Source organism: uncultured Photobacterium sp. (assembly GCF_947039875.1).
Taxonomy (GTDB): Bacteria; Pseudomonadota; Gammaproteobacteria; order Enterobacterales; family Vibrionaceae; genus Photobacterium.
The window spans coordinates 20,356-41,566 of the sequence record NZ_CAMRAN010000029.1 but is presented as its reverse complement, the minus strand read 5'-3'; the positions used below and the strand labels follow the sequence as shown (position 1 = coordinate 41,566).

Sequence of the window (21,211 nt, the reverse complement as noted above, 5' to 3'; positions counted from 1 at the left end):
ATTGATTATTAAAATTATTTTCCATTTAATTTATTAATAACCCTTTACTTCGTCACAATTTCGAAATGCGTTATCAAATGATAAAAAGGTATGTTTTTTCAATAACAATCACAGAAATTGAATACTTTTTAAGCCAATAAGACTAATTTATTACTGTATACCCAAATGAAACGTGCAATTCATATTCATCTAAATTAAAATACACGTCACAACGTCAATGATAATACGTTAATCATTGAAACTAACGTTATCGAATAACGTTAGCTATAGTTAAGTGACGTAAAACTTAACGTTCGGATGAGCTATGAATAAAACACAAGATGGTTACTGCTTTTCTTTTCCCGCAGTAAGAGGACTACAAGCTGGCAAACCCTTCTATATTGCCACCTGTCCACTCAATACAATTCCTAAAATTTTTGTTTTCGATGAAGATGAAGTTCCGCCAGAACTAAGAGCTCAACGAACATTAAATAAATCTCGAATTCCCGAAATGGTGAAGTATCTTGTTGAAAATCCAAATGATTATGTTTTTTCAGCATTAACTGTTTCTGTTGCATCAAGCGTATCATTTATTGAGAACAGTGAAATAAACACTCCAAATCTCGGCACACTTAAAATACCGATGGATGCTCAGATATTAATCAATGACGGGCAGCATCGACGAGCAGCAATTGAAGCAGCATTAAAAGAAAACCCAGACTTGGCTCATGATAATATTCCTGTCTTATTTTTTGTTGATGAAGGCTTAAAACGTAGTCAACAAATGTTTGCAGATCTAAATAAATACGCGGTAAAACCAAGTCCTTCACTTGGTACACTTTATGACCATCGAGATATTAGCTCTGAATTAGCTCGTTATTTGGCCGATACTATTGAACCTTTTAAAGGTTTTACTGAAATGGAAAAATCTAGTATTAGCTCTAAAAGTGGCAAATTATTTACTCTCAGTAGCATCAAACAAGCTAATAAAGCTCTTTTAGGTAAAGGAACCAAAGACGGCTTTACAGAAGATGAAAAAAAATTAGCAAGTAATTATTGGCAGGCTGTTTTTGAATCGACTCCTGAATGGCAAATGATACTAAAAAAAGAATTGTCACCATCAGCATTTAGACAAGAATATATCAATGCTCATGGTGTTGGTTTACATGCACTTGGCACATTAGGTTGTGCTCTTATTACAGCACAGCCAAACGACTGGCATGAAACTATCAAAAAACTTAAAAATGTTGATTGGAAAAAATCAAATCCACTATGGGCAAATAGAAGTATGCTACATGGCAAGTTAAGTAAGGCTTCGACCAACATTATATTAACAACAAATGCACTAAAACATGCTCTCGCCCTACCATTAACACCCGATGAAAGAGCGTTAGAAAATCAATACATTACAAGTAGAGAGGCAACCCATGGCTAAGTTTTTTACAGCCGATGCTCTGGACGAAGAACAGATTGACTATATCGAAAATGAGTTTTTTGCAGGCTTCAAACGCTATAGTAACCACGATTCTTTACCTGAAAAATTAGAACATTATGCTTCATTAGATGAAGAACTGCGTAATGTTAGTAGCACAACTCTATGTCGTGAATTATTACGCGAACAAAAAAATACTGAAGGCTTTACACTTAAGCATTTTATTGATGATATTCAAACCGTTTATTGTGCAGATAACCGCCCCTGGGTTATTGGTTATAGTGGTGGTAAAGACTCATCAGCTGTTGTTACGCTCGTATATCTTGCCTTACAAGCATTAAACGAAGACAAACGTACTAAACATGTTTATATCGTTGCATCAGACACCTTGGTTGAAACACCACTTGTTGTTGATCATGTAAATAAATCATTAGAATCTATTGGCAACAATGCTCGTCGTGATGGATTACCAATTAGTACTCATAAAGTTTTACCTAAACCAAATGAAACATTTTGGTCTTGTTTATTAGGTAAAGGTTATCCCGCGCCAACAAAAAGTTTCCGCTGGTGTACTGAACGTATGAAAATAGATCCTGTTAGTGACTTTATTACAGATAAAGTTGCCAAACATGATGAAGTGATTGTTGTACTCGGTTCTCGTAGCCAAGAAAGTGCTTCACGTGCGCAGGTTATTGCCAAACATAAAATTGAAAATACCCGTCTAGCCCGTCATACCACACTCGCGAATGCGTTTATCTACACTCCTATAGATACATGGAGTATGGATGATGTATGGAAAATACTACGAGCATGTAGCCTAGAAGTTACTATTTCACCAATGGGTATTGGTAAAAAATGGTCTAATGATTATGGCCTTGAATGGGAAAATCCATGGGGTGGTAAGAATCTCACATTATGGAACCTCTATAAAGATTCATCAGACCAAGGAGAATGTCCAATGGTTATTGATGATAGCACTCCTTCGTGTGGTAACTCTCGCTTTGGCTGTTGGACTTGTACTGTCGTCACCAAAGACCGAGCTATGGAAAGTTTGATTCAAAATGGTGAAGAATGGATGCGTCCATTACTTGATTTTCGGAATATGTTAGCTGATACCAACGTACCTGAAAATAAACCTCTTTATCGTAACTTTAAACGTCGTACTGGCAAAGTAAGCTATCAGCGCGTAAAAGATGGTCAAGAACTAACGGCAGATCGTGAACATGTTCCAGGTCCTTATATGCTTAAATTCCGTAAGCAATGGGTCAAACAACTTTTAATACAAGAAAAAGCATTTAATGAGTCAGGCTACCAAGTTACATTAATCACCAAGCCAGAATTGCATGCTATTCGCCAAGAATGGCTAAATGATCCGAATGAACCAGATTGGGCTGACTCTTTACCAGGTATTTACCGTGACATTCACGGTACAGATCTTGATTGGGTGATGAATGACAATAATAGTTTTGGTGAAGTGGAAGCACAAATACTCCAACAGCTAGGAAATGATTACGATGTTGCCCCAGAAATGATCCAAAAGCTACTCGACTTAGAAATATCATTAGAAGGCTTAAGTCGACGTACTGGTGTCTTTGATAAGATAGGCAGCTTACTTAAAAGAGATTGGGGCTCACTCGAAGACATCAAAGAAAAACATGCTCAATTACAAAGTAAAGCTGACTTAGACGTACATAAAAATCAAATAAACAAATATGAAGACGAAATTGCACAGCTAGATCGCATTTCAAAGGTGGAACTATAACATGATAATTAAAAATCTTATTGTCAATAATTTCCGTGTATTCAGAGGAGTACATGAAATTGATCTAGCACCAAGAAAACAAAAAGACTATCACGAAACCGCCGCTCCTATCATTTTATTTGGTGGTTTAAATGGCGCAGGTAAAACATCAATTCTTACTGCTGTACGTGTTGCTTTATATGGTCGAGCAGCTTTTGGCCGAGGTATGTCTTCTGCAGAATACCAAGACCAACTTGATGCACTTATCCATAAAGGCACAGACCTTAGTGAAGGTAAATGTTCAATTGAATTAGTCTTTAGCCATAGCCAAAACGGTCTAGAAAGCGAGTACAAGGTGATTCGCGGTTGGTCAAAAGGTCAAAAAGATAAACTCGTTCTTGAGCAAGACTCTAAAAAAATCGAATTAAACTACGAGCAATGCCAAAGCTTCTTGAACGAACTAATTCCATCAGGTATTGCCGACTTATTCTTCTTTGATGGTGAAAAAATCGCCGAACTTGCAGAAGATGAATCAGGTGAAGTTCTTCAAACGGCTGTTAGACGTCTACTCGGTATTGATGTTGTTGAACGCCTACGTAATGACCTTGCTATATTTCTAAAACGACATGATGCGTCAGCGATGCCTACAAACATCAAGACACAAATTGAAAAATTAGAAACAGAACAGCAAAAAGCTTCACAAGAAGCAAAAGCTGAAGCGAATGAAGCTGTATTATGTAAAGCACGAGTCCAACTTATTACAGATGATATTGGTAAAGCAGAAGCTGCTTTATCACAACGTGGTGGTGCTTGGGCACAAAGTCGCGAACAAGAAATAGAAAAGCAAAATACACTAGAAAATGAGCGTAAAGATCTCGAAAAAACATTACGTACAGAGATAGAAGGTAGTCTTCCTTTATCGTTATCTCCAAATACATTATCAAAACTCTTTGAGCAACTAGATAATGAAAAATCTGCTAAACAATCCCAGTCTTTTAATACTGAATTAGACTCTTTTATGACAGAACTTAGCAAAGCATTAAGTTTTCGATTAACGGATGCAAAAACAGCGTTAGATACGATAAAAGATTGTTTAAATGAACGAAATATCAATCAAAATTCAACAGACTTATTACTTGATATTTCTGATCGTGAATACAATACAGTTTATTCTCAAGCGAATATTCAAGCTAAAAAATCATCTTCTACCTTTAATGTAGTAAAGCAACAATTAGCACAAGTTGAAGAACAAATAGCGAATCTTTCATCTAATATTGCAAGAGCTCCAGAGCAAGAGCAATTGCAATCTCAGCTTGATATAATAAAAACACTAAATAATAAACGCACAAATGCTATATTAAAACTTAAAGAAACAGCAGAATCAGCAAAACGTAAATATCGAGAAGCAATTGAAAATGCAAGAAAAATACAAAAGCTTCATGATAAACATAAAGTTGCCCATAATGCAGAAGCCTCTTTATTAAATGCTCAAAATGCACATCTCATGTTAGCTGAATTCAGTGAAAAACTTACTGATATCCGTGTTAAACAATTAGAAGCGGAATTTATTAAAAGCTACAAGAATCTTGCTCGTAAAGAAGATCTTAAGCTTTCAGCTCGTATTAACACTAAAACATTTGATGTTGAACTTATCGATGATAAACAACAAACTATCAATCGCAAGGCATTATCTGCGGGTGAAAAACAAATCTATGCCATTGCTATTTTAGAAGCATTAGGAAAGACCTCAGGTAAACAGCTACCAATAATTATTGATACTCCTCTAGGTCGTCTTGATTCTAAACACAGAGATAAACTAATAAGCAATTATTTTCCAGAAGCAAGCCATCAGGTGATTATTTTATCGACTGATACTGAAATTGATGAAAAATACTTTAATTGTGCTGATTTCAAATACGGTATTTCACATGCCTATGAAATTAAATTTGATGGTGTGACTCAATCATCAAAGCTAAAAGAAGGCTATTTCTGGGAACAAAAATCAAAAACAGTTGCAGAGGTAAATTAGTATGCTGCCAAATAGAATGAATTTATCAAAAACAACTGAAGATCAGCTAAAGCTACTTAAGCAACGAACAGGTATTTCGCCAAACGTGTCTTCACGTATTGCTTTCTTCCGCTCGGTGGAATCAGGCTTTACATACTCGGTAGAAACAGCCAAAAAGCTCGATGGTAATCTAGTGCTTGATAAAGTAACGTGGCTGGGTGATACCCAACTTGTGACTGAGTTAGTTTTGAAGCAGATCTACCCAGAGCTTGATGATAAAGAAACCATGGCCGCTTGGGCATCTCATGTTGAAGATGGGATTGCGGCATTGAGGAATCATAAGAATCTGCTTGATTTTGCAAGTAGCCTATGAGGAAGCTAATATTTTAACTTTATAAAGCACTACTCTAGCAGAGTAGTGCTTATTTTATCACTATAAACTAATTCTATTCATCTTCATCAATAAGTAGATTATCGTAAATTATGTCATAAATAACTTTTGTCGTTTTCGATGTTGCAACCAATGCTTCAAAATCATCATCAGATAATACACCACCATCAAGAATCCCTAAGAATTCATCAACATCAATTATACGTTCTTCATCTACGCCTTCTTGTTCTGAGAACATCTGTAAAATGAGCTTTAATATTCTAACTAACGCAATAAAACCTATCGTTTTATTCAACGAAGAAGCTTTATTGCTCTTATCCCATGCTCTAGGCCATAGTTTTTCTACAGCACTAAAAAAATTGCTAATATTACTAGCGATTACACTGTCTTTTTCATTTAAAAAACTAGCTCGAAAAGGATACCGAATTGCATCATCATAGTTTGTCTTCTCAAGCTTATATTTATTAGACTTATCGCCACCTTTTTCTTTGGCCAAGTAATAGTTTCTATCTGATGTCGCATCATGAGTCATAAGCTTTAGAATGTTTTGAACAAATGATGCTTGAGTTAGCAGTTCATTTTTAACCCCTTTTGTCGCAACCCCTAATCGCTTAATTCGCTTATAAAATGGTCCTTTCTCTCGATTAAGCAATACTGCGATGTCATGGCTAGTTTTCTCAGGACTTCTAGATTTAGCCAATGACTCTAAATCATAAACAAGTGAACGATTTACTTTAGTTTGTGCCAAATTAACAGTAGCAAAAATATTAGCTTGGGTTGAAATATCTGCCTCTATAAATATAGTAACAATTAATCCAAAAGACTGTTGATTATCATCATCATCGACAAATGATGTGTTTCCATCATTAAAACCAGAAATTCTATGTTGGCCATCAAGAATTTTTGCTATTTTATGCTTCTCTGAATTATCCTTATATTTAATGACAAGTTGTTTGGACTCACTGTTCCAATCAATGTTTTTCTCATTGATAGATATTATTATTGAGTTTGGAAATGTTGCTTCAGGACCAGATATATATTTCTCAATCGCTTTAGTTCTTATCTCTGATAGTGGTCGTTGAATACCAATGAAATCATCTAACTCTCTGCTTTCATTTTCTTCTAACCTTCTTATATCTGAAAATGTTATATCTTTTAACTTTGAAGCATCAATAACTCCACAGTAAAAACTACCAATAGGTTGTTTGACTTCAAAAGCATCTATTTTGATTTCTTTCATACTATATTACCTGTTGGTCATGAACAGCATTAAATTTATTTTCAAGTTCTTTTTGTTGTTTGCTTCTTATTTTTTTGAACGTATCAGTAGTTCTATGATTCATATAACTCGAGTAATACCATACAAACAATGAAATAATAAATATGAACATTGCCCAATTGCTAAAATCAAAACCAAACATCGCTTTAACTACTTCACTCTCTGCTTTTTTCCATACCAACTGCCCAATACGATAATAAACGAAAGTAAATATCCCTGATAATAATGAAACTATTGTCAAGAAAAACATCCAACCAAAGTATGGTAACTTATTAACCCTTTTATGTTCGTCATCACTGCGCATGTAATTGATTAAAATAAAGAAAAATGGCATTATCAAAGCTGACGTTAAAAGAAATACTTCTCCAGATTTGAGGTTTTGCTTCACAGCATCAAAAAAACCAATATTCAAAAGGGACTTACGCAAGAAAGAATCAATTAATATTGGTAGGAATGACCCACAAAGCATCCAAAAACACTCAATACATGCGGATTTATGAATAGAAAAGTCTAGCTTTTTATACCATTTTTTTACTGAGTCATAAATGCTATCATCTTTTATGACAGAAGCATTATTTATGCCTTTGTTACTTTTTTTAACCTCTTTATTATTTATCCGAATAGGAGCCTCTAATAAGCTAAATTTTTCATCTACCCCAGAACCACCTTCGGAACGAAAAAACTTCTCCTTTCCATAACCGCTTTTTATATCGACATTAACACTATGCAGTCTTAACTTAACACGTACAACAGAAACAGGTGACTTTGCACCAAACTTGAAATAATTATTATCCACTATATATTGATGAATTTCATTATATGTAGCTGGCCTCCCAATTTCTTTCAAGGTACGACTTATTGCACTTATTATTGTCATAAAAACTAACCTTTAGCCTTATAAAACTTCTTTTTTCTCAATTAACATCCAATACAAACAACCTATATTGATAATTTTAAGCTCCCAGTGTATTTTCCTGATTTTTTAATTTCGCATCTCTAGTGATGAATCCAATTCAAACCCAAAACGTACAAACAGATCTTCTTGCAGTGATTCAGGAAAGTTGTCCTGAATCAGCTTGGAAGCGATGTCATCAATCAAGCGGGGCTTCGATAGCACAGTTTGATGCGAATTGACATCAAAACCAGCCCTTACATCATATGCGATAAGGTCTTTTTTAAACGGATCACCACTATTTGAAAGCTGGCACTTTTCACCGTTCTCAATTTCCCAAAACGGATCAGCTTCATTAGCTAATCACCAAAATGGGTAATGCGGGTTATAGGTGCTTCTGGCTGGCCCATATCGCATTAGTAGTGCTTTTACTGGCCTATCCACCTCTTGGGCATAATGAAATAAACGCTCATGTCCTTTCTTGTATTCAGATAGTACATAAAGCAGCATTAATGGCTTGTGAGGCGCTCGCTCATCACCACGTCGCCACTGTGAAATTGCATTAATTTTATCTACTAATTCCACTATCAACATCCAAAAATTAAGACACAGAAATTATACAAACAAAGTAATATATCGCTAATGATATAATAAAAAACGCCCTAAAAGGGCGTTTAAGATCATAATATTACTCTAATAATTCCCAGAATGCTTTATCTTTCATTTTTGTAATCTTCTTATCCCCATCCACGTACAAGCTATAATGTTTTTCCAGTTCTCGGATAGATTTCATTAAGTTTTCTTGTTCGTTTTTATCATCTTTATTAAAAATCGATTTAATATCCTGATTCTTAATTTGTGAAACACGATGTACGATCCAGCTTAAAACATACGCAGAATAATCATTTTCACTGGTTTTAAAGTGGGTAATATCTTGCGTTGATAAAATCACTCCGACTCCGTACTCTCGCCCCTCTTTTAAAATTTTACGTAAACTTGGGAAATTCTGCGACATAAAGTTATCGGCTTCATCCACCAGTACCAACTTAGTCACTTGACGATAATCCCCCTGAACTTCAGGTTTACCATTATTCTGCATTTGTGAATAAAAGAGATCTAAAGTTAACGCAACCACTAGATTTTGAATACTTGAGTCATAACCTGCAAGTTCAATAACTGTAACACCTTCAATCAAGTCATACAGGCTTTTTACTTTAGTCGCGTCAGACTCGAAAATTTCGAAAGATACCAAGCTATCAAGAGCTGCGTATAAAGAATCTTGTTCAACTTTATCTTGATCCATATACACATCCCACACATCACTTAATGTAGGTGCAGGAATAGACCATGTATTTTTATTTGAGCGATCTATCCCTTTAAGATCATAAGCTTCAAGAACTAGATTCTTCAAACGCATTTGTTGTTTAGGTCCCAACCCAAATGCTTGTGTCATCGTATTCGCAAATGCGCTTGCTGTATGGACAGGGAGTTTTGCCTTATTTCCAAATAAGCTTAATGGGTTATATGGTAAGCAATCTAAATCAAATTTCTTCGCTTTAGTCGCATGAATGAACTTGTCATCCACATAATCTGATTTATAATCAAAAATCAGAATACCAATTGGACTACCATCTATATTTTTATGTTGGTCACGATAAAGCTGTGTCACTACCGCTTTTGTACACTGCGTTTTGCCTGTGCCCATGGTGCCGATAATACCTGAGTTGGTATTCATGAATTTAGCTGTATTAGTAGGCTCCCAAAAAACTGGTTGTTCGTTACGCACATTATGGCCTAACAACACCTTTAAATTATCGTTAGGATCATATTCAGACTTTAAGTCTAAGGTTTTATCTAACTCATTCTCTAGTACAGGATCAGTTATTTGAGAGTTGTCATTTTTAATTGCGCCATCTCCTAACTCTGATTTAGCATTGATACCTTCTTTATTACTGCTTGTTTCCACTTTTACGCAAGTAGTTTCTTTTAACAAGTATTGCTCAGGTATTTTACTTAAAGTATCAGAACAAGCACCTACCATTAATTCTGTTAATGGCGTACTGACTAAATAATTTAAATTGGCACTGGGTAGCTGAATTTTAAGAATATTTTGAACCTCTTCAAAGCTTGCTTCAAAGAAAGTATCATTCTCAACCATCGCAACTAAAAATCCTTCTGGGTAATCTTGCAATTCAGCCAAGTGATAATCTCCCTGCAACCACCATTCACGCTGTTTTAACAATGGTTCAAAGTAGTTATCTTGGTATAAATTATAAAGTTTGTATTTATCTATCTGCATCAGAATCTGACGTATAAACAAACCACGGTATAGATGTCCTGCTAAATCATCACGCCCTAAAATATCCTGCTCTAAATAACGTTTTAATTCTTTAGCTTGCTCTACCCCTTTTTTATGAGTTTGTTTAAGCCCTGCTTTTACTTCAAGTGGTAATAGATAAAGTTGATTATCTTTAAAGCCAACAAACAGCACATCATCTGAAATTGCACCTGACTTGTAACCATGCACATTACGCGAGAAATCACTGTCATTCATTTTTAAACCGATATTACCCGCCACACGCAACATCTCTGCGACAGACAACGGCACCCAAGTAATATCTGATTTAGCTAATAAGCAATTAATGTATTTATAGGCACCAATAATACCTTTTTTCTCTTTCCGCTCATTACTGTTGGCTGTGATCATTTTCAGTAACCATTCACCATTAAAGGCATTAAACTCTTCAATAATGCCACCCTCATCCTGTTCCAATACCTTTTTGTACAGATCTGTTTCTTTAGTCACGGTAATGGCATCATAGTTGGTGGAGTTAGTGTAGTTATCTGAGTAATGGATAAGCACCATATCTTTAGCACTATCAAAAAAGTCTAAGGTAACCTTAGGGTCAATAATAGTGGTCCAAATGGAGTTATCGTAAGAGCGTTGAAGCAGCATTTTAAAATCATCACTCACCGCTAATGCTAATGAGTTAGAGCGGCCATGTTGCACGTTGGTTTTTCTAGCCGGTTTAATCAAACCATTTAACCGTTGTGCCATGTATAAATGTACGTTGTTGTCCGTATCAACATTCTTTAAACCAAAAGCAGTGAAATAGCTTTCCTCTTTACTGGCAGCAGCTTCCCCTGATAATAAACCATGACAAGCCACACCACTGAGCTCTTCTGTTACATTTACATCACTTGGCTCTACTTTATGATTATTTCTAAAGAAACTTAGGTGGGCATAAGCTTGAGATTGAGTTTCACAATCAGAATTACGGAACTTACTATAGGTTAAGCGTGTGCGTAGCAGGTCGATAATAGCATCGGCTTGTTCACGGATAGTCCCTTTATCTAACCCATATAGCGATTTCAACTCGTCATAGCTAGCCGTTTCTGCAAAGCGATCAAATTCACAACATGTTTCTTTGTCATCGTATAGGTTGACATGAATATGGCAGACTTTATCTTTTTGTGTTTTAACGTAATCCACCAGCCCCATAAACAGTTCTACATTTTTATGGTTATTTACAGAGTTAATAATTAATGTAGCTTTACTACCAACAGTGAACAGCGAGCTAAAGGCATCTTTAAACTCAGTTACTTTATCTTTCACTAGTTTTCGCACGTAGCTGTAACTTGTTTCTTGATGAGGAACTAACTCTAACCACATACAGTTATCTTTTTCTAACTTAGCAAAAGAAAACTCATGTTTAGGATGATACACAAAAGGTAATAAACCTCGGACATTTAAACGCTCTAAAGTCACTTTAGGAAGTGTTTTAAAACTGTCGTTATCATTATTTTTATCATTGCTTATCGCCGTTGCTAAGCTCAAATAATAAGCCAAAACAAGTGGATGAAATGGCGTAATATATTCACGGCACTCTTCATTTTCTTGGTATTCTGCATAGCCGATATTAACGAGTAGTTTTTCCGATTTTGTTAGCATAACATCATAACCAATGGCTGCTATAGCTTGGTTATATGCAATAACTAACTCAGAAACTATCTCTCGGAATTCATCACCCCAGCTTAATAAACTTGGCAGTGTTTTATTAGCTATACAGTATTCAAATAATTGGATATATGTAAAGTAGAGCTCTGGATAGTCAGCTTCAATGGCTTTTAGCTTTACGCTATTTTGAAGGTCAACATGTAGATTTAATAACTGTCTATCTAAAAAGTCAGCTTCACGCTGTAATAGGGTTAAACGCCGTCCTTTAGGTGAAACTTCTTTATTATCTAACAACACTTTACTTTTGTTACGGTTAAAGCATGCAAAGTAATCATTTTTGAATAACTGAACAAAACGGTCGGTATCTAACATCAACGGTAACGAAAGTGAATCTGATGCTACAGCTCCTTCAACATTAAAAATTAAGCTACCTGTTGGGCTAATCACCTCAAAAATTATATCGTTTGATTCATTAGCTAGCACGTCAAAGTTGATCGTTTTAGTCTCTCTATTATCAAACACCTGACCCGTTTTCTCTAATTCCACTTTATTGCCTTGCTCGGCAATCACAAAGCTATTATCTTCAGTTTGCAGTGTTATACGTTTTTTATTTGGCTCGATTAAAAAGATATTCTCGAACGCGGGTAGATAAAAACTGTCAGCTGTTAATATCAATACACGAAACTTATAACACTCAGCTGTTTTATCTCTTTTTAATTCCAAACTAAAGTAGGTTGGCTCGCCGGAGAAAGCCCCTGTTATTGTTACTTTACTGCGTTTGCCACCACTATTATTTGGTTGCAGAATTTCAATACTCGAATCTTTTGTATGCTGTAGTTTCAGTTGATTTTTCTCTATCTTTCCACCCAAGAAGGTTAATGATAAATCAAAGCTATGTTGTCCCAATTGCAAAGGCAAAATTATATGTTGATCACGTTTACCTGCTAGACTGTCTGATTTGCTCTTCTTAGCTGGTTTATCTGTTTGCTGCGAGTGAATCGATTCTAGCACCAGTACATTACTAATATTGCGTTTCTTCTCATCTAGGCAATCAGCAAATGTTAGTTCTGTTTTCCAATTTTCTAACTTTTCATCAGAAAAATGTTTAACGACAAACTTGCCACTAAAATCATTCTCTGCAAACTTCTCTTCAAGCTCAGTTGAAAAACGTTCGATTACCGTATTAATACGATCAAACAGCTTTTTATTCTCTTCTAAACGTTTATTTATCTGTTCAGGTTTACCACTCCAATTGAGAACCTCAGGATCGTTTAATAAACCTAATTCATGAAACTGTAAATCGCCATCTAAAATAGCCTTGTAAAGCTCCTCAAAACCAAACATGGTAGCCTCATCTTCCACAATTTGTGCAAAACGGTGATCTAACAAACATTCGGAAACTTTGCGATCTTTTGCATGTGGCTCGATCAAAGCTTTTAACGCATCTTTGATTTTTTCAGGGTGCCAAACACTATTCTCTTGTGCGATATCTTCTGCAGAATTTATCAATGTATCAAGCATACTGTTATGAATAACTAACAGAGCACAACCTTTAAAATTACCTTGTTGACCCGCTACTTCATCACGTAAGTGAGAAATAAAGTTCTCTGAATAACCGTTACCATTTTCACTATGTAAAACAGGTAATAACTTTGTATTCCCACAATTTAATACATTAATTACAGTATTTTTTATGGCTATTTTATCATCACTTTTTGCAATAAAAGCATCGTATAAACGTTGACTATTTTGGTTATCAGGCGATTGGAACTGATATCTGTACCCATGCTGTAATTTTGTCTCGTTTATTTTTAAAAATTGCTCAGTTAAAAAGTACTCAAATTGTTTTTCTAACATAGATGGCATCTCCACTATCACTCATACGTTCAACATTACCTATACGTTCGAAAAATTTGATTAAGGCTTGTTGGCTCTGTTTATCAAAAAATATACCTCTTGATTCAAAGGCTTTGATTAGCTCATGAAAACGAAGTTTATCTTGCTCACCAATTGCTAAGTTGGTTAATAGCAATAGGTAATCTTGGTTAAATACCAGTACACGTCCAGCTCGACCACGAGACTGTGTAAAATGACTGCAGAATTCAGACTCCGTCGCTTTAACATAGAGTTTATTTATCTCATGTCTGGTTTCTTTTACACCAAACTGCATTTGGCTAAGTTTAAGTAGGTCTGCCAATACATCTTGAGGGGCTTCACTTTCACTCAATGGTAGGTCTAATTCACGATTTTCTTTAAATGCCTGAGCATATTTTTTAAGCAAAGTCACGGATTGAGGGGTTTGCTGTATGTTTTCAGCTAGTACCCATAGAGGTTGGATAGTATTTATAACATTATCAATCTTTTTTGATTGCAAGCTTTCATTCATAGATAAGTATGGAAAGATATTCCATAGCGCCTCAGATAATTGCTTAAAGCCATAATCTTTTATTAAATAACGTTCATTACTGGCCTTTTCGCTATCTAAAATATAATAACAATACTGTGCTTGCGGCTCTCCTTTCTGCCAGCCATTTAAGTTTAATGCTAACTGCGCTGTATAAACATGCGCATACAGACGTAAAAACTCTTTGAATATTGAAAGCAAATATTTAGGCCTTTTACCTAAAAAATACAGATCTTGTTGTAACTGTTTTGCCATAAATGGCAGATACGGAGCTTCACTTGGTTTAGATAATAGAAGTTTACCTTCTTTCATCTCTTTACTAGGTTTCATTAGCTGTAACAGTTCAGAATAAAGCAGCCCCTCTAAGAAATTAAATTTGTTATTGGGTTTTTCACCAAAAAAGAAATTCTGTAGCTGATTTGTAAACATGCCACCTAAGCTTTCATTTCTCGCACTGCCTTTTTGTTTAATAGTTTTAAACAGTAAAAATTCTGGCGCTAGTTTATAAATCTGGCCATTTTTAAAATACATCTTTTCTAAAATTGGCCAGAAATCACTTTCATCTAATTTATTTTTAAAAATTTTCTCACAGCTTTTTTTGAACTTTTCCAGTGCAATTTCAGATTCTGTCATATAGCCCTCTTTAACGGCTAATTTCTCTTCATCTGTTAGCTTTTCAAGATATAACTCTTTACGAAATGATGTTTTAACAACATAACCCAATACACTATCCCAATTAAAAATATCTTTTCTATCTTTAGTATTAATTCTATCTTTGGTATTAATTGGAAAATAAGTTGTTAACGTATTATTTTTTACTTCATCTTTAACCTGAGGTAAATTAGCTTTCAATATTAAACTCATAACCCACTCACTTCAAAGTCTTCATCATCTACATTAGTTATTTTGTATCGCTTATTACCTTTTCCAACGATGTAAAGAATATCCGAACTATTTGCAATATCCTTAATGTCATCGACCAATTCATCCAGCAATACAATGGTGTTTTTGTCATGTTTGTTTGGTCGGTAACCTGCAACAATACGTTGCATTAAATGCAACAGGTTAATATTTACCTTCAAAGATAAGGTTTTATCACCAACTCGAAAATAAGCAGTAAAAAATGAGATACTATTGTTATAGCGGGTTTTTATGGCTTTTATATCCGCTTTAAACTCAAGTGATGAAGCTAAAACATAGCCATTATGCTCAGAGATAAAGAACTCACCTTTAGCTAATTTAGGTGCATTACGATTGATATATTTATAAATAGCTGTAATTGCTATTTGACGATAAAACTGACGTAACTTCTCTTTTTGCTCTGGCGAATTATCGAAACCAGTATGCAAGTGCCAAACTTCTGAATAATTTTCTATTAGATCTTCATCAAAATCATGAGCGAATTGCTTATGGTATTCATTGCCATAATCTGATTTTCGTAACACGTAGAACAATCGTAAATAAGATTCTGCATTTTGACCTCGCCGTATACCAAGATCGGTTAATTCGGTTTTATAATCCTCGAAGTCGATATCAGGTAACTGTAATGAATGAGACAAAATAAACTTATCAATTTTTTTTGTACGTTTAATCGACGGATCAAAATCTGAAATGATATTTATTAACTCGTTATCACATTTTTTAAATAAATTATCAAATAAATATCCGGGGCCAGCAAGCAAGTGAAAAATAAAGTCTAATAATGCGCGAGCCGTCAAAAATTGATCTTTCATTAAACGAGCTTTAAACAATAGATCAATGATAACGTCTTGAATTTCTTCACGCTCTAATAATTGATAATTCGCACATAGTTTTTTATCTACTTTTTGTTTTTTACACTCTGCATCAAAATACTGACGGATTAAGTTGTTATCTTTTGCAGTGATTTTATGAAGTAGATCTTTGGCAAATTTAGATGTATTACCATTTGTTTCCAAGGTGAACTTAGGATAATCTTCAAAGTCTAAATATATATGATTTTCTGGTATCGACTTCTTATCCTTATCTAGAAATGCATTAATAGACGCAGTAATTTCTACTACCGCTCCTTCTTGTGCATAATTACCTAACATGCCAGTATTAATACCGACAACTAATGTTTTTCCTAATGTTTCAAAATCAGTGAACAATTTATCTAGTGTTTGAATAGCAGTATCATTCGGATGAAAACTATGAGTAGCATCAAGATGAAAATTAGCTCTATTGTCATAGTCTTTATTAAACTTGGTAAGAATTTCAGATTTACCATCACCACTACAGCCGCATAAAAAGATAAGTTTTTTATCCGTAGCGGATAATCCAATTAATTGTTTTTCAAAATCCTCTTCAATATCAGTTTTTACATAAAGATGTTTTTTAACTTCATCTAAATCAATAGATAATGCAATATTTCGCTCCGTAGATACAGCATAAGGTGATGATTTATCCATCACACTGAGCGCAGTTAGAAAATTTATCAAAAAATTTTACCCCATGAGAAAGACGCAATAAAAATATTTTCCTATTTAAACGTCTCAAGAATGTCATATGGTGTAATGATAAAATAATCAGATCAATGTTGTATACTTCAATAAATCATATAAAAAACATTTAATATCAAAAATATAAATAACGTGACTTTAATCAAAAAAATCACATGTTTATATTGTTTATTTAAATAAAAGGTAAACAAATTTATACTACTATTCAACCGATAACGAATAAATAACGATCTGGTTCTTAGCCTAGGTATTAAATCACAGCAGATAAATCTAATTTATACATTCCTGACAGCAACTTTCTATGCCATCCATAGATCACTCTCAACCCATGGCTCTACCACCTATAGGAAAGCGCCCTTCTGCCATGTAGTTATAGATACTAAAACGACCTAAACCTGTTACGTGCATGACTTCTTTTAAGCGGATGAATCTCATGATGAATTCCTTTACGTTGTTTCATTCATCAAATTGGCGGAATCCGTATTTTTTGATTATGCCCACCAGCCTTCGTTACTCTGCCTTAACTCACTACCCTCATAAATCCAGAATCAAAAATTTTCAAACACATATCATCCTTGTGTAGAAACCCATTAAGCATAAGAAATCAAGGCTATGCACAAACCAAACGACTATGTTGTTCATACTCCTATGACAACAGATCAAGTATTAGAAAAATCCGAACAATAACTAATCATGCTTACCGCGCTGTAACGTCTAAATACATTAACGGGCAAGCATCCCCTAGCAGTTATGGTAAACTCAGTGATAAGTATTTGTATGTAAGCGATAGCAGCATTACCAGTGTGGATAGAAAATGATGTCCACTGCTATCTTTTACAAAAGTTTTTAGTACCCCCTGATGTACCCCATGGGGCTACTAGCAAAAATAAAGAGTATAAAAATCAAATGAGTAGTCAAACAATTCAGTGGTTCCCGGGCCATATGCACAAAGCCCGTAAAGAAATTGAAGAGGCAATGCCGAAAGTCGATGTGATCATCGAAGTGCTAGATGCCCGTATTCCTTTTAGTAGTGAAAACCCGCTGATCAAATCATTCCGTGAAACTAATGATGGCAAACCGGTTGTTAAAGTACTTAACAAGCGTGATTTAGCTGATCCTGAAATGACCCAACTTTGGATTAATCACCTTGAAAAAGAACAAGGCGTAAAGGCAATTGCTATTACGACGGAAAACTTAAACGAAGTGAATCAAATTATGGATCTCTGCCGTAAGCTTGCGCCACAGCGTGAAGAAGCGGGTAAGAAAATTCGTACGATGATCATGGGTATTCCTAATGTGGGTAAATCAACCATCATTAATGCCCTTGCGGGTCGTACTGTTGCAATTACAGGTAACCAACCTGCCGTAACGCGCCAGCAGCAACGTATTAATTTAGATAATGGTATTTTACTGTCTGATACTCCTGGGATTTTGTGGCCAAAAGTAGAAAACCCGCACAGTGGTTTCCGTTTAGCGGCAACCGGTGCGATTAAAGATACTGCCATGGATTATATCGATGTTGGCTTCTTTGCTATTGAATACTTAATTCAAGCCTACCCTGATTTGATCAAAGCACGTTACAACCTTGATGATGACTTACCTGAATCTGCAATTGAATTAATCGAGGAGATCGGTCGTAAGCGTGGTTGTTTAAAAGGCGGGGGTCGTGTTGATTTACACAAAGCCTCTGTTATTTTGATTAATGAATTACGTAATGGCACCTTAGGTAACATCACACTTGAACATCCAGACATGATCACTGAAGAATTGATCAATGTTGCGATTGCATCTGAACGTAAAATAGAAGAAAAGATTAAGAAAAAAGAAGAGCGTCGCAAGCGTTACCTTAAAAATAAACGCTAAGTAATAAAACAATATTTTTTTACACAAGTTTTAATAGTCACTTCTATCTGTTTATTAATTTATATCTGATAGAGTGACTTTTTTTATGCTTTTAATAAACCCAGATATAAAAGAAAAATTTTTATTGGTCAGCATTAATTTTTTTCGTATGAAATCTGAAATTACGACGCTTCAAACTCAATTACAACACTAATGATTTTATTGTTACTCATTGATTTATTCACGCAATAAATAAATCTAACCCATTCAATAATAAGTTCTTTTATTGATTCATTATTCTATTGAAAGTATGTGATTAAATTCACCTCTAAGCATTTTTTCTATACAGATAAGATTATAAATAAAAGCATCATTTCGGATTAGTTTTTCTCATTTTACTCACGTCACCGTTACGTGAATAATCGCTTCGCTTTCAGTCGGAAGCAAACTTAAACAGCACTGTCTCTTCCTCCCTCCTGCCTTTTTCGGTCGGCGGGTTTTTGGCTACTCTTTACAGGGTTATTCCTTTATATAAAGAGACAGATTATCTAAACCGAATTTAATGTGGAGAGTACGGTAGTGCAACAAACCACTACTTGTCATAAAAGTAACGGCATGCTTGTGCCCGTTGCGGGACTAACGGTATTTGCAATCGCTTCAGGCTACTTAATGAGCTTGATCCCACTATCATTAGCAAATTTTAATATTGATAGTAGTTATGCCAGTTGGTTAGCGAGTATCTATTATCTTGGCTTATTAATAGGGTCATTAATGATCGAACCTATTATTGCTAAAATAGGTCACCGCATTGCCTTTATTAGCTTTCTTACATTATTAGCGTCAACGGTTGCTGTATTACCTTTGTTTCCACATAAAGAACTATGGCTATTTTCACGTTTAATTGCAGGTATGGCTGTAGCTGGTATTTTTGTTGTTGTTGAATCATGGTTATTGATTGGCGACAGCGCAAAAGAGCGAGCTAAACGTCTTGGGTTTTACATGACGTCATTGTACGGCGGTACAACTATCGGTCAGCTTGCTGTGGGTTACTTTGGTGTACAAGGTTTTGTACCTTTTATCGTGATATTAGTCCTATTATTGATTGCTATTTTGCCTCCCTTGTTTATTAAGCAAGGTCAGCCAGATAGCCACGGACACCAAGTGCTTTCACTTAAACAAATTTCACGTTTAAGTAAGCCAGCAATTATTGGTTGCATCACATCAGGTGTGGTGATGGGAAGTATTTATGGTTTGATGCCATTAGCGCTTAAAGCCAGCTCACTTTCTACCAATCAAGTGGGTGTATTAATGGCGGCGATTATTCTTGGCGGCATGGTTATTCAGCCAATTATTAGCAAGCTTTCTATTGTAATGAGCAAGACGTTATTACTTGCGTTAATGTCATTACTTGGCGTGTTTGCAATGGGTTTAACCTATTTGTCGTCAGATTACATCATGCTAGTTAGTGCATTAGCGTTGTTAGGTATGTCAGCATTTGCGTTGTACCCAATTGCGATTACGCTAGCATGTGATAATTTAGATTCGTCTTACATTGTTGCTGCCACCCAAGTAATGCTATTTAGTTACAGTATTGGTTCAGCATTAGGTCCTATTGGTGCGAATAGCTTTATGGCGAAACAAAATGGTTTGATGAATTTCTTCTTTATCGTGCTACTAGCAACCGCTATTTATATGCTATTTGCAAGTTTACAACGCAAGCCTCAAGTATTGGCAAGCTGATACACAGTATGCGTAAAAAAGGGCACAATGGTTAATACCGTTGTGCCCTTTTTGTTATGTTTGTTAATTAGTTTGGTTGATCTTATTTTACCAATGCCGCAGCACCAAAGACACCTGCACTATCACCTAAATCTGGCTTCACAATCTGAGTGTTTAATTCACCATTAAATAAATGTGGCAATATGGCTTGCTGTGCTTGTTGGTATAAAGCATCGATGTTACCCACACCGCCGCCAATAACTATTACATCAGGATCAAGCACATTGATAATCTGTGCAGCAGCAATACCAAAGTAATGTGACATTCTGGCCAATGTTGCTTGAGCGTGAAGATCATTTCCAGCGGCGCGCTCCACTATTTCTGGTAATGATAGTTCAACACTAGATTGTTCAAAGTAGAACCGTTCTAAGCCTTTACCTGAAATAACGGTTTCTAAACACCCTGATTGACCGCAATAACAAAGGGCGCCATTAGGCTCAATAACATTATGCCCCCACTCACCTGCAATGCCATGGCAACCATATAAACCTTTGCCATTGACAACGATACCCGATCCAACACCGGTGCCCATGATGATACCAAACACAACTTCTGCATTTGGTTTTACACGTTTAGCCGCACCAAAATGCGCTTCGGCTAAGGCAAAACAATTCGCGTCATTCGCTAATATAACTTGTGCATCTAATAACAGCGAAAGATCTTTATCAAGCGGTTTGCCATTAAGCGCGGTTGAATTACAATTTTTCATTACGCCATGATGAGGATCTAACGTCCCTGGCGTACCAAAACCAATCGCTAAAGGTCGTTGGCCTAATTGTTCAGCGCATCGATCAATCAGTAATTTAATCTGATTTAAAATATGGGCATAACCTTGATCGCTTTCTGTTGCTATGCGCTCTCTTACTACACATTTATCGGTGCTACGCTCAATAATGGCGCATTCAATTTTAGTACCGCCTAAATCAACACCCCAGTAATAACGATCCATTTCTACTCCACTGCGATTGTATTATTTTCCGTGATTATACGTGAAGCATAGTATTAAAGACTGAGGCGTTGTCGAAA

General features: G+C 35.4%; 12 protein-coding genes and 2 pseudogenes. 6 read left to right on the top strand and 8 right to left on the bottom strand.

Annotation, left to right across the window (positions count from 1 at the left end):
• Positions 1-304 precede the first annotated feature (304 nt).
• Genes dndB through dndE form a run of 4 tightly spaced genes read left to right on the top strand, consistent with a single transcriptional unit; the run spans position 305 to position 5,533 of the window.
• Positions 305-1,414, top strand: coding sequence for a DNA sulfur modification protein DndB (dndB, locus tag Q0V26_RS11485; protein ID WP_297481805.1), 1,110 nt, complete (start codon positions 305-307; stop codon positions 1,412-1,414).
• Positions 1,407-3,173 (top strand): DNA phosphorothioation system sulfurtransferase DndC, encoded by a 1,767-nt coding sequence (locus tag Q0V26_RS11480; protein ID WP_297481804.1) that lies wholly within the window; start codon positions 1,407-1,409, stop codon positions 3,171-3,173. The genes dndB and Q0V26_RS11480 overlap by 8 nt, the downstream gene beginning before the upstream one ends.
• Position 3,174: 1 nt before the next feature.
• Positions 3,175-5,181 carry a DNA sulfur modification protein DndD gene (dndD, locus tag Q0V26_RS11475; protein ID WP_297481803.1) on the top strand — a complete coding sequence of 669 codons (2,007 nt, stop codon included), beginning with the start codon at positions 3,175-3,177 and terminating at the stop codon, positions 5,179-5,181.
• A 1-nt stretch (position 5,182) separates the two neighbouring features.
• Positions 5,183-5,533 (top strand): DNA sulfur modification protein DndE, encoded by a 351-nt coding sequence (dndE, locus tag Q0V26_RS11470; protein WP_297481802.1) that lies wholly within the window; start codon positions 5,183-5,185, stop codon positions 5,531-5,533.
• 73 nt (positions 5,534-5,606) lie between these two features.
• Here dndE and Q0V26_RS11465 read toward each other — a convergent pair whose 3' ends face one another.
• From Q0V26_RS11465 to Q0V26_RS11440, 7 genes and pseudogenes are all read right to left on the bottom strand, one after another.
• Entirely contained in the window at positions 5,607-6,791 is a 1,185-nt protein-coding gene (locus Q0V26_RS11465) for a DGQHR domain-containing protein (protein WP_297481801.1), read from the bottom strand.
• Position 6,792: 1 nt separating this feature from the next.
• Entirely contained in the window at positions 6,793-7,707 is a 915-nt protein-coding gene (locus Q0V26_RS11460) for a hypothetical protein (RefSeq protein ID WP_297481800.1), read from the bottom strand.
• Positions 7,708-7,815: 108 nt separating this feature from the next.
• Positions 7,816-8,307, bottom strand: a pseudogene (locus Q0V26_RS17900) (restriction endonuclease); the annotation flags it as partial.
• Positions 8,308-8,410: 103 nt separating this feature from the next.
• Positions 8,411-13,537 (bottom strand): DNA phosphorothioation-dependent restriction protein DptH, encoded by a 5,127-nt coding sequence (dptH, locus tag Q0V26_RS11455; RefSeq protein ID WP_297481799.1) that lies wholly within the window; start codon positions 13,535-13,537, stop codon positions 8,411-8,413.
• Positions 13,518-14,948: a DNA phosphorothioation-dependent restriction protein DptG gene (gene dptG / locus Q0V26_RS11450; RefSeq protein ID WP_297481798.1), complete on the bottom strand. Its 1,431-nt coding sequence runs from the start codon at positions 14,946-14,948 to the stop codon at positions 13,518-13,520. The genes dptH and dptG overlap by 20 nt, the downstream gene beginning before the upstream one ends.
• The gene (gene dptF, locus Q0V26_RS11445; protein WP_297481797.1) at positions 14,945-16,513 is read right to left on the bottom strand and encodes a DNA phosphorothioation-dependent restriction protein DptF; all 1,569 of its coding nucleotides are present in this window, start codon (positions 16,511-16,513) and stop codon (positions 14,945-14,947) included. Before dptF ends, dptG begins: the two co-directional genes overlap by 4 nt.
• Positions 16,514-16,863: 350 nt before the next feature.
• Positions 16,864-16,999, bottom strand: a pseudogene (locus Q0V26_RS11440) (AlpA family phage regulatory protein).
• 471 nt (positions 17,000-17,470) lie between these two features.
• Between Q0V26_RS11440 and ylqF the strand changes: the two are divergent.
• Positions 17,471-18,427, top strand: a complete 957-nt coding sequence (gene ylqF / locus Q0V26_RS11435; protein WP_297481796.1) for a ribosome biogenesis GTPase YlqF — start codon at positions 17,471-17,473, stop codon at positions 18,425-18,427.
• A gap of 558 nt (positions 18,428-18,985) precedes the next feature.
• On the top strand, positions 18,986-20,146 hold the full coding sequence (locus Q0V26_RS11430; RefSeq protein ID WP_197076365.1) for an MFS transporter: 1,161 nt from the start codon (positions 18,986-18,988) through the stop codon (positions 20,144-20,146).
• Between the two features lie 82 nt (positions 20,147-20,228).
• On the opposite strand, the gene Q0V26_RS11425 is transcribed toward Q0V26_RS11430, so the two are convergent.
• Entirely contained in the window at positions 20,229-21,134 is a 906-nt protein-coding gene (locus tag Q0V26_RS11425; protein WP_297481795.1) for an ROK family protein, read from the bottom strand.
• Positions 21,135-21,211: the final 77 nt, after the last annotated feature.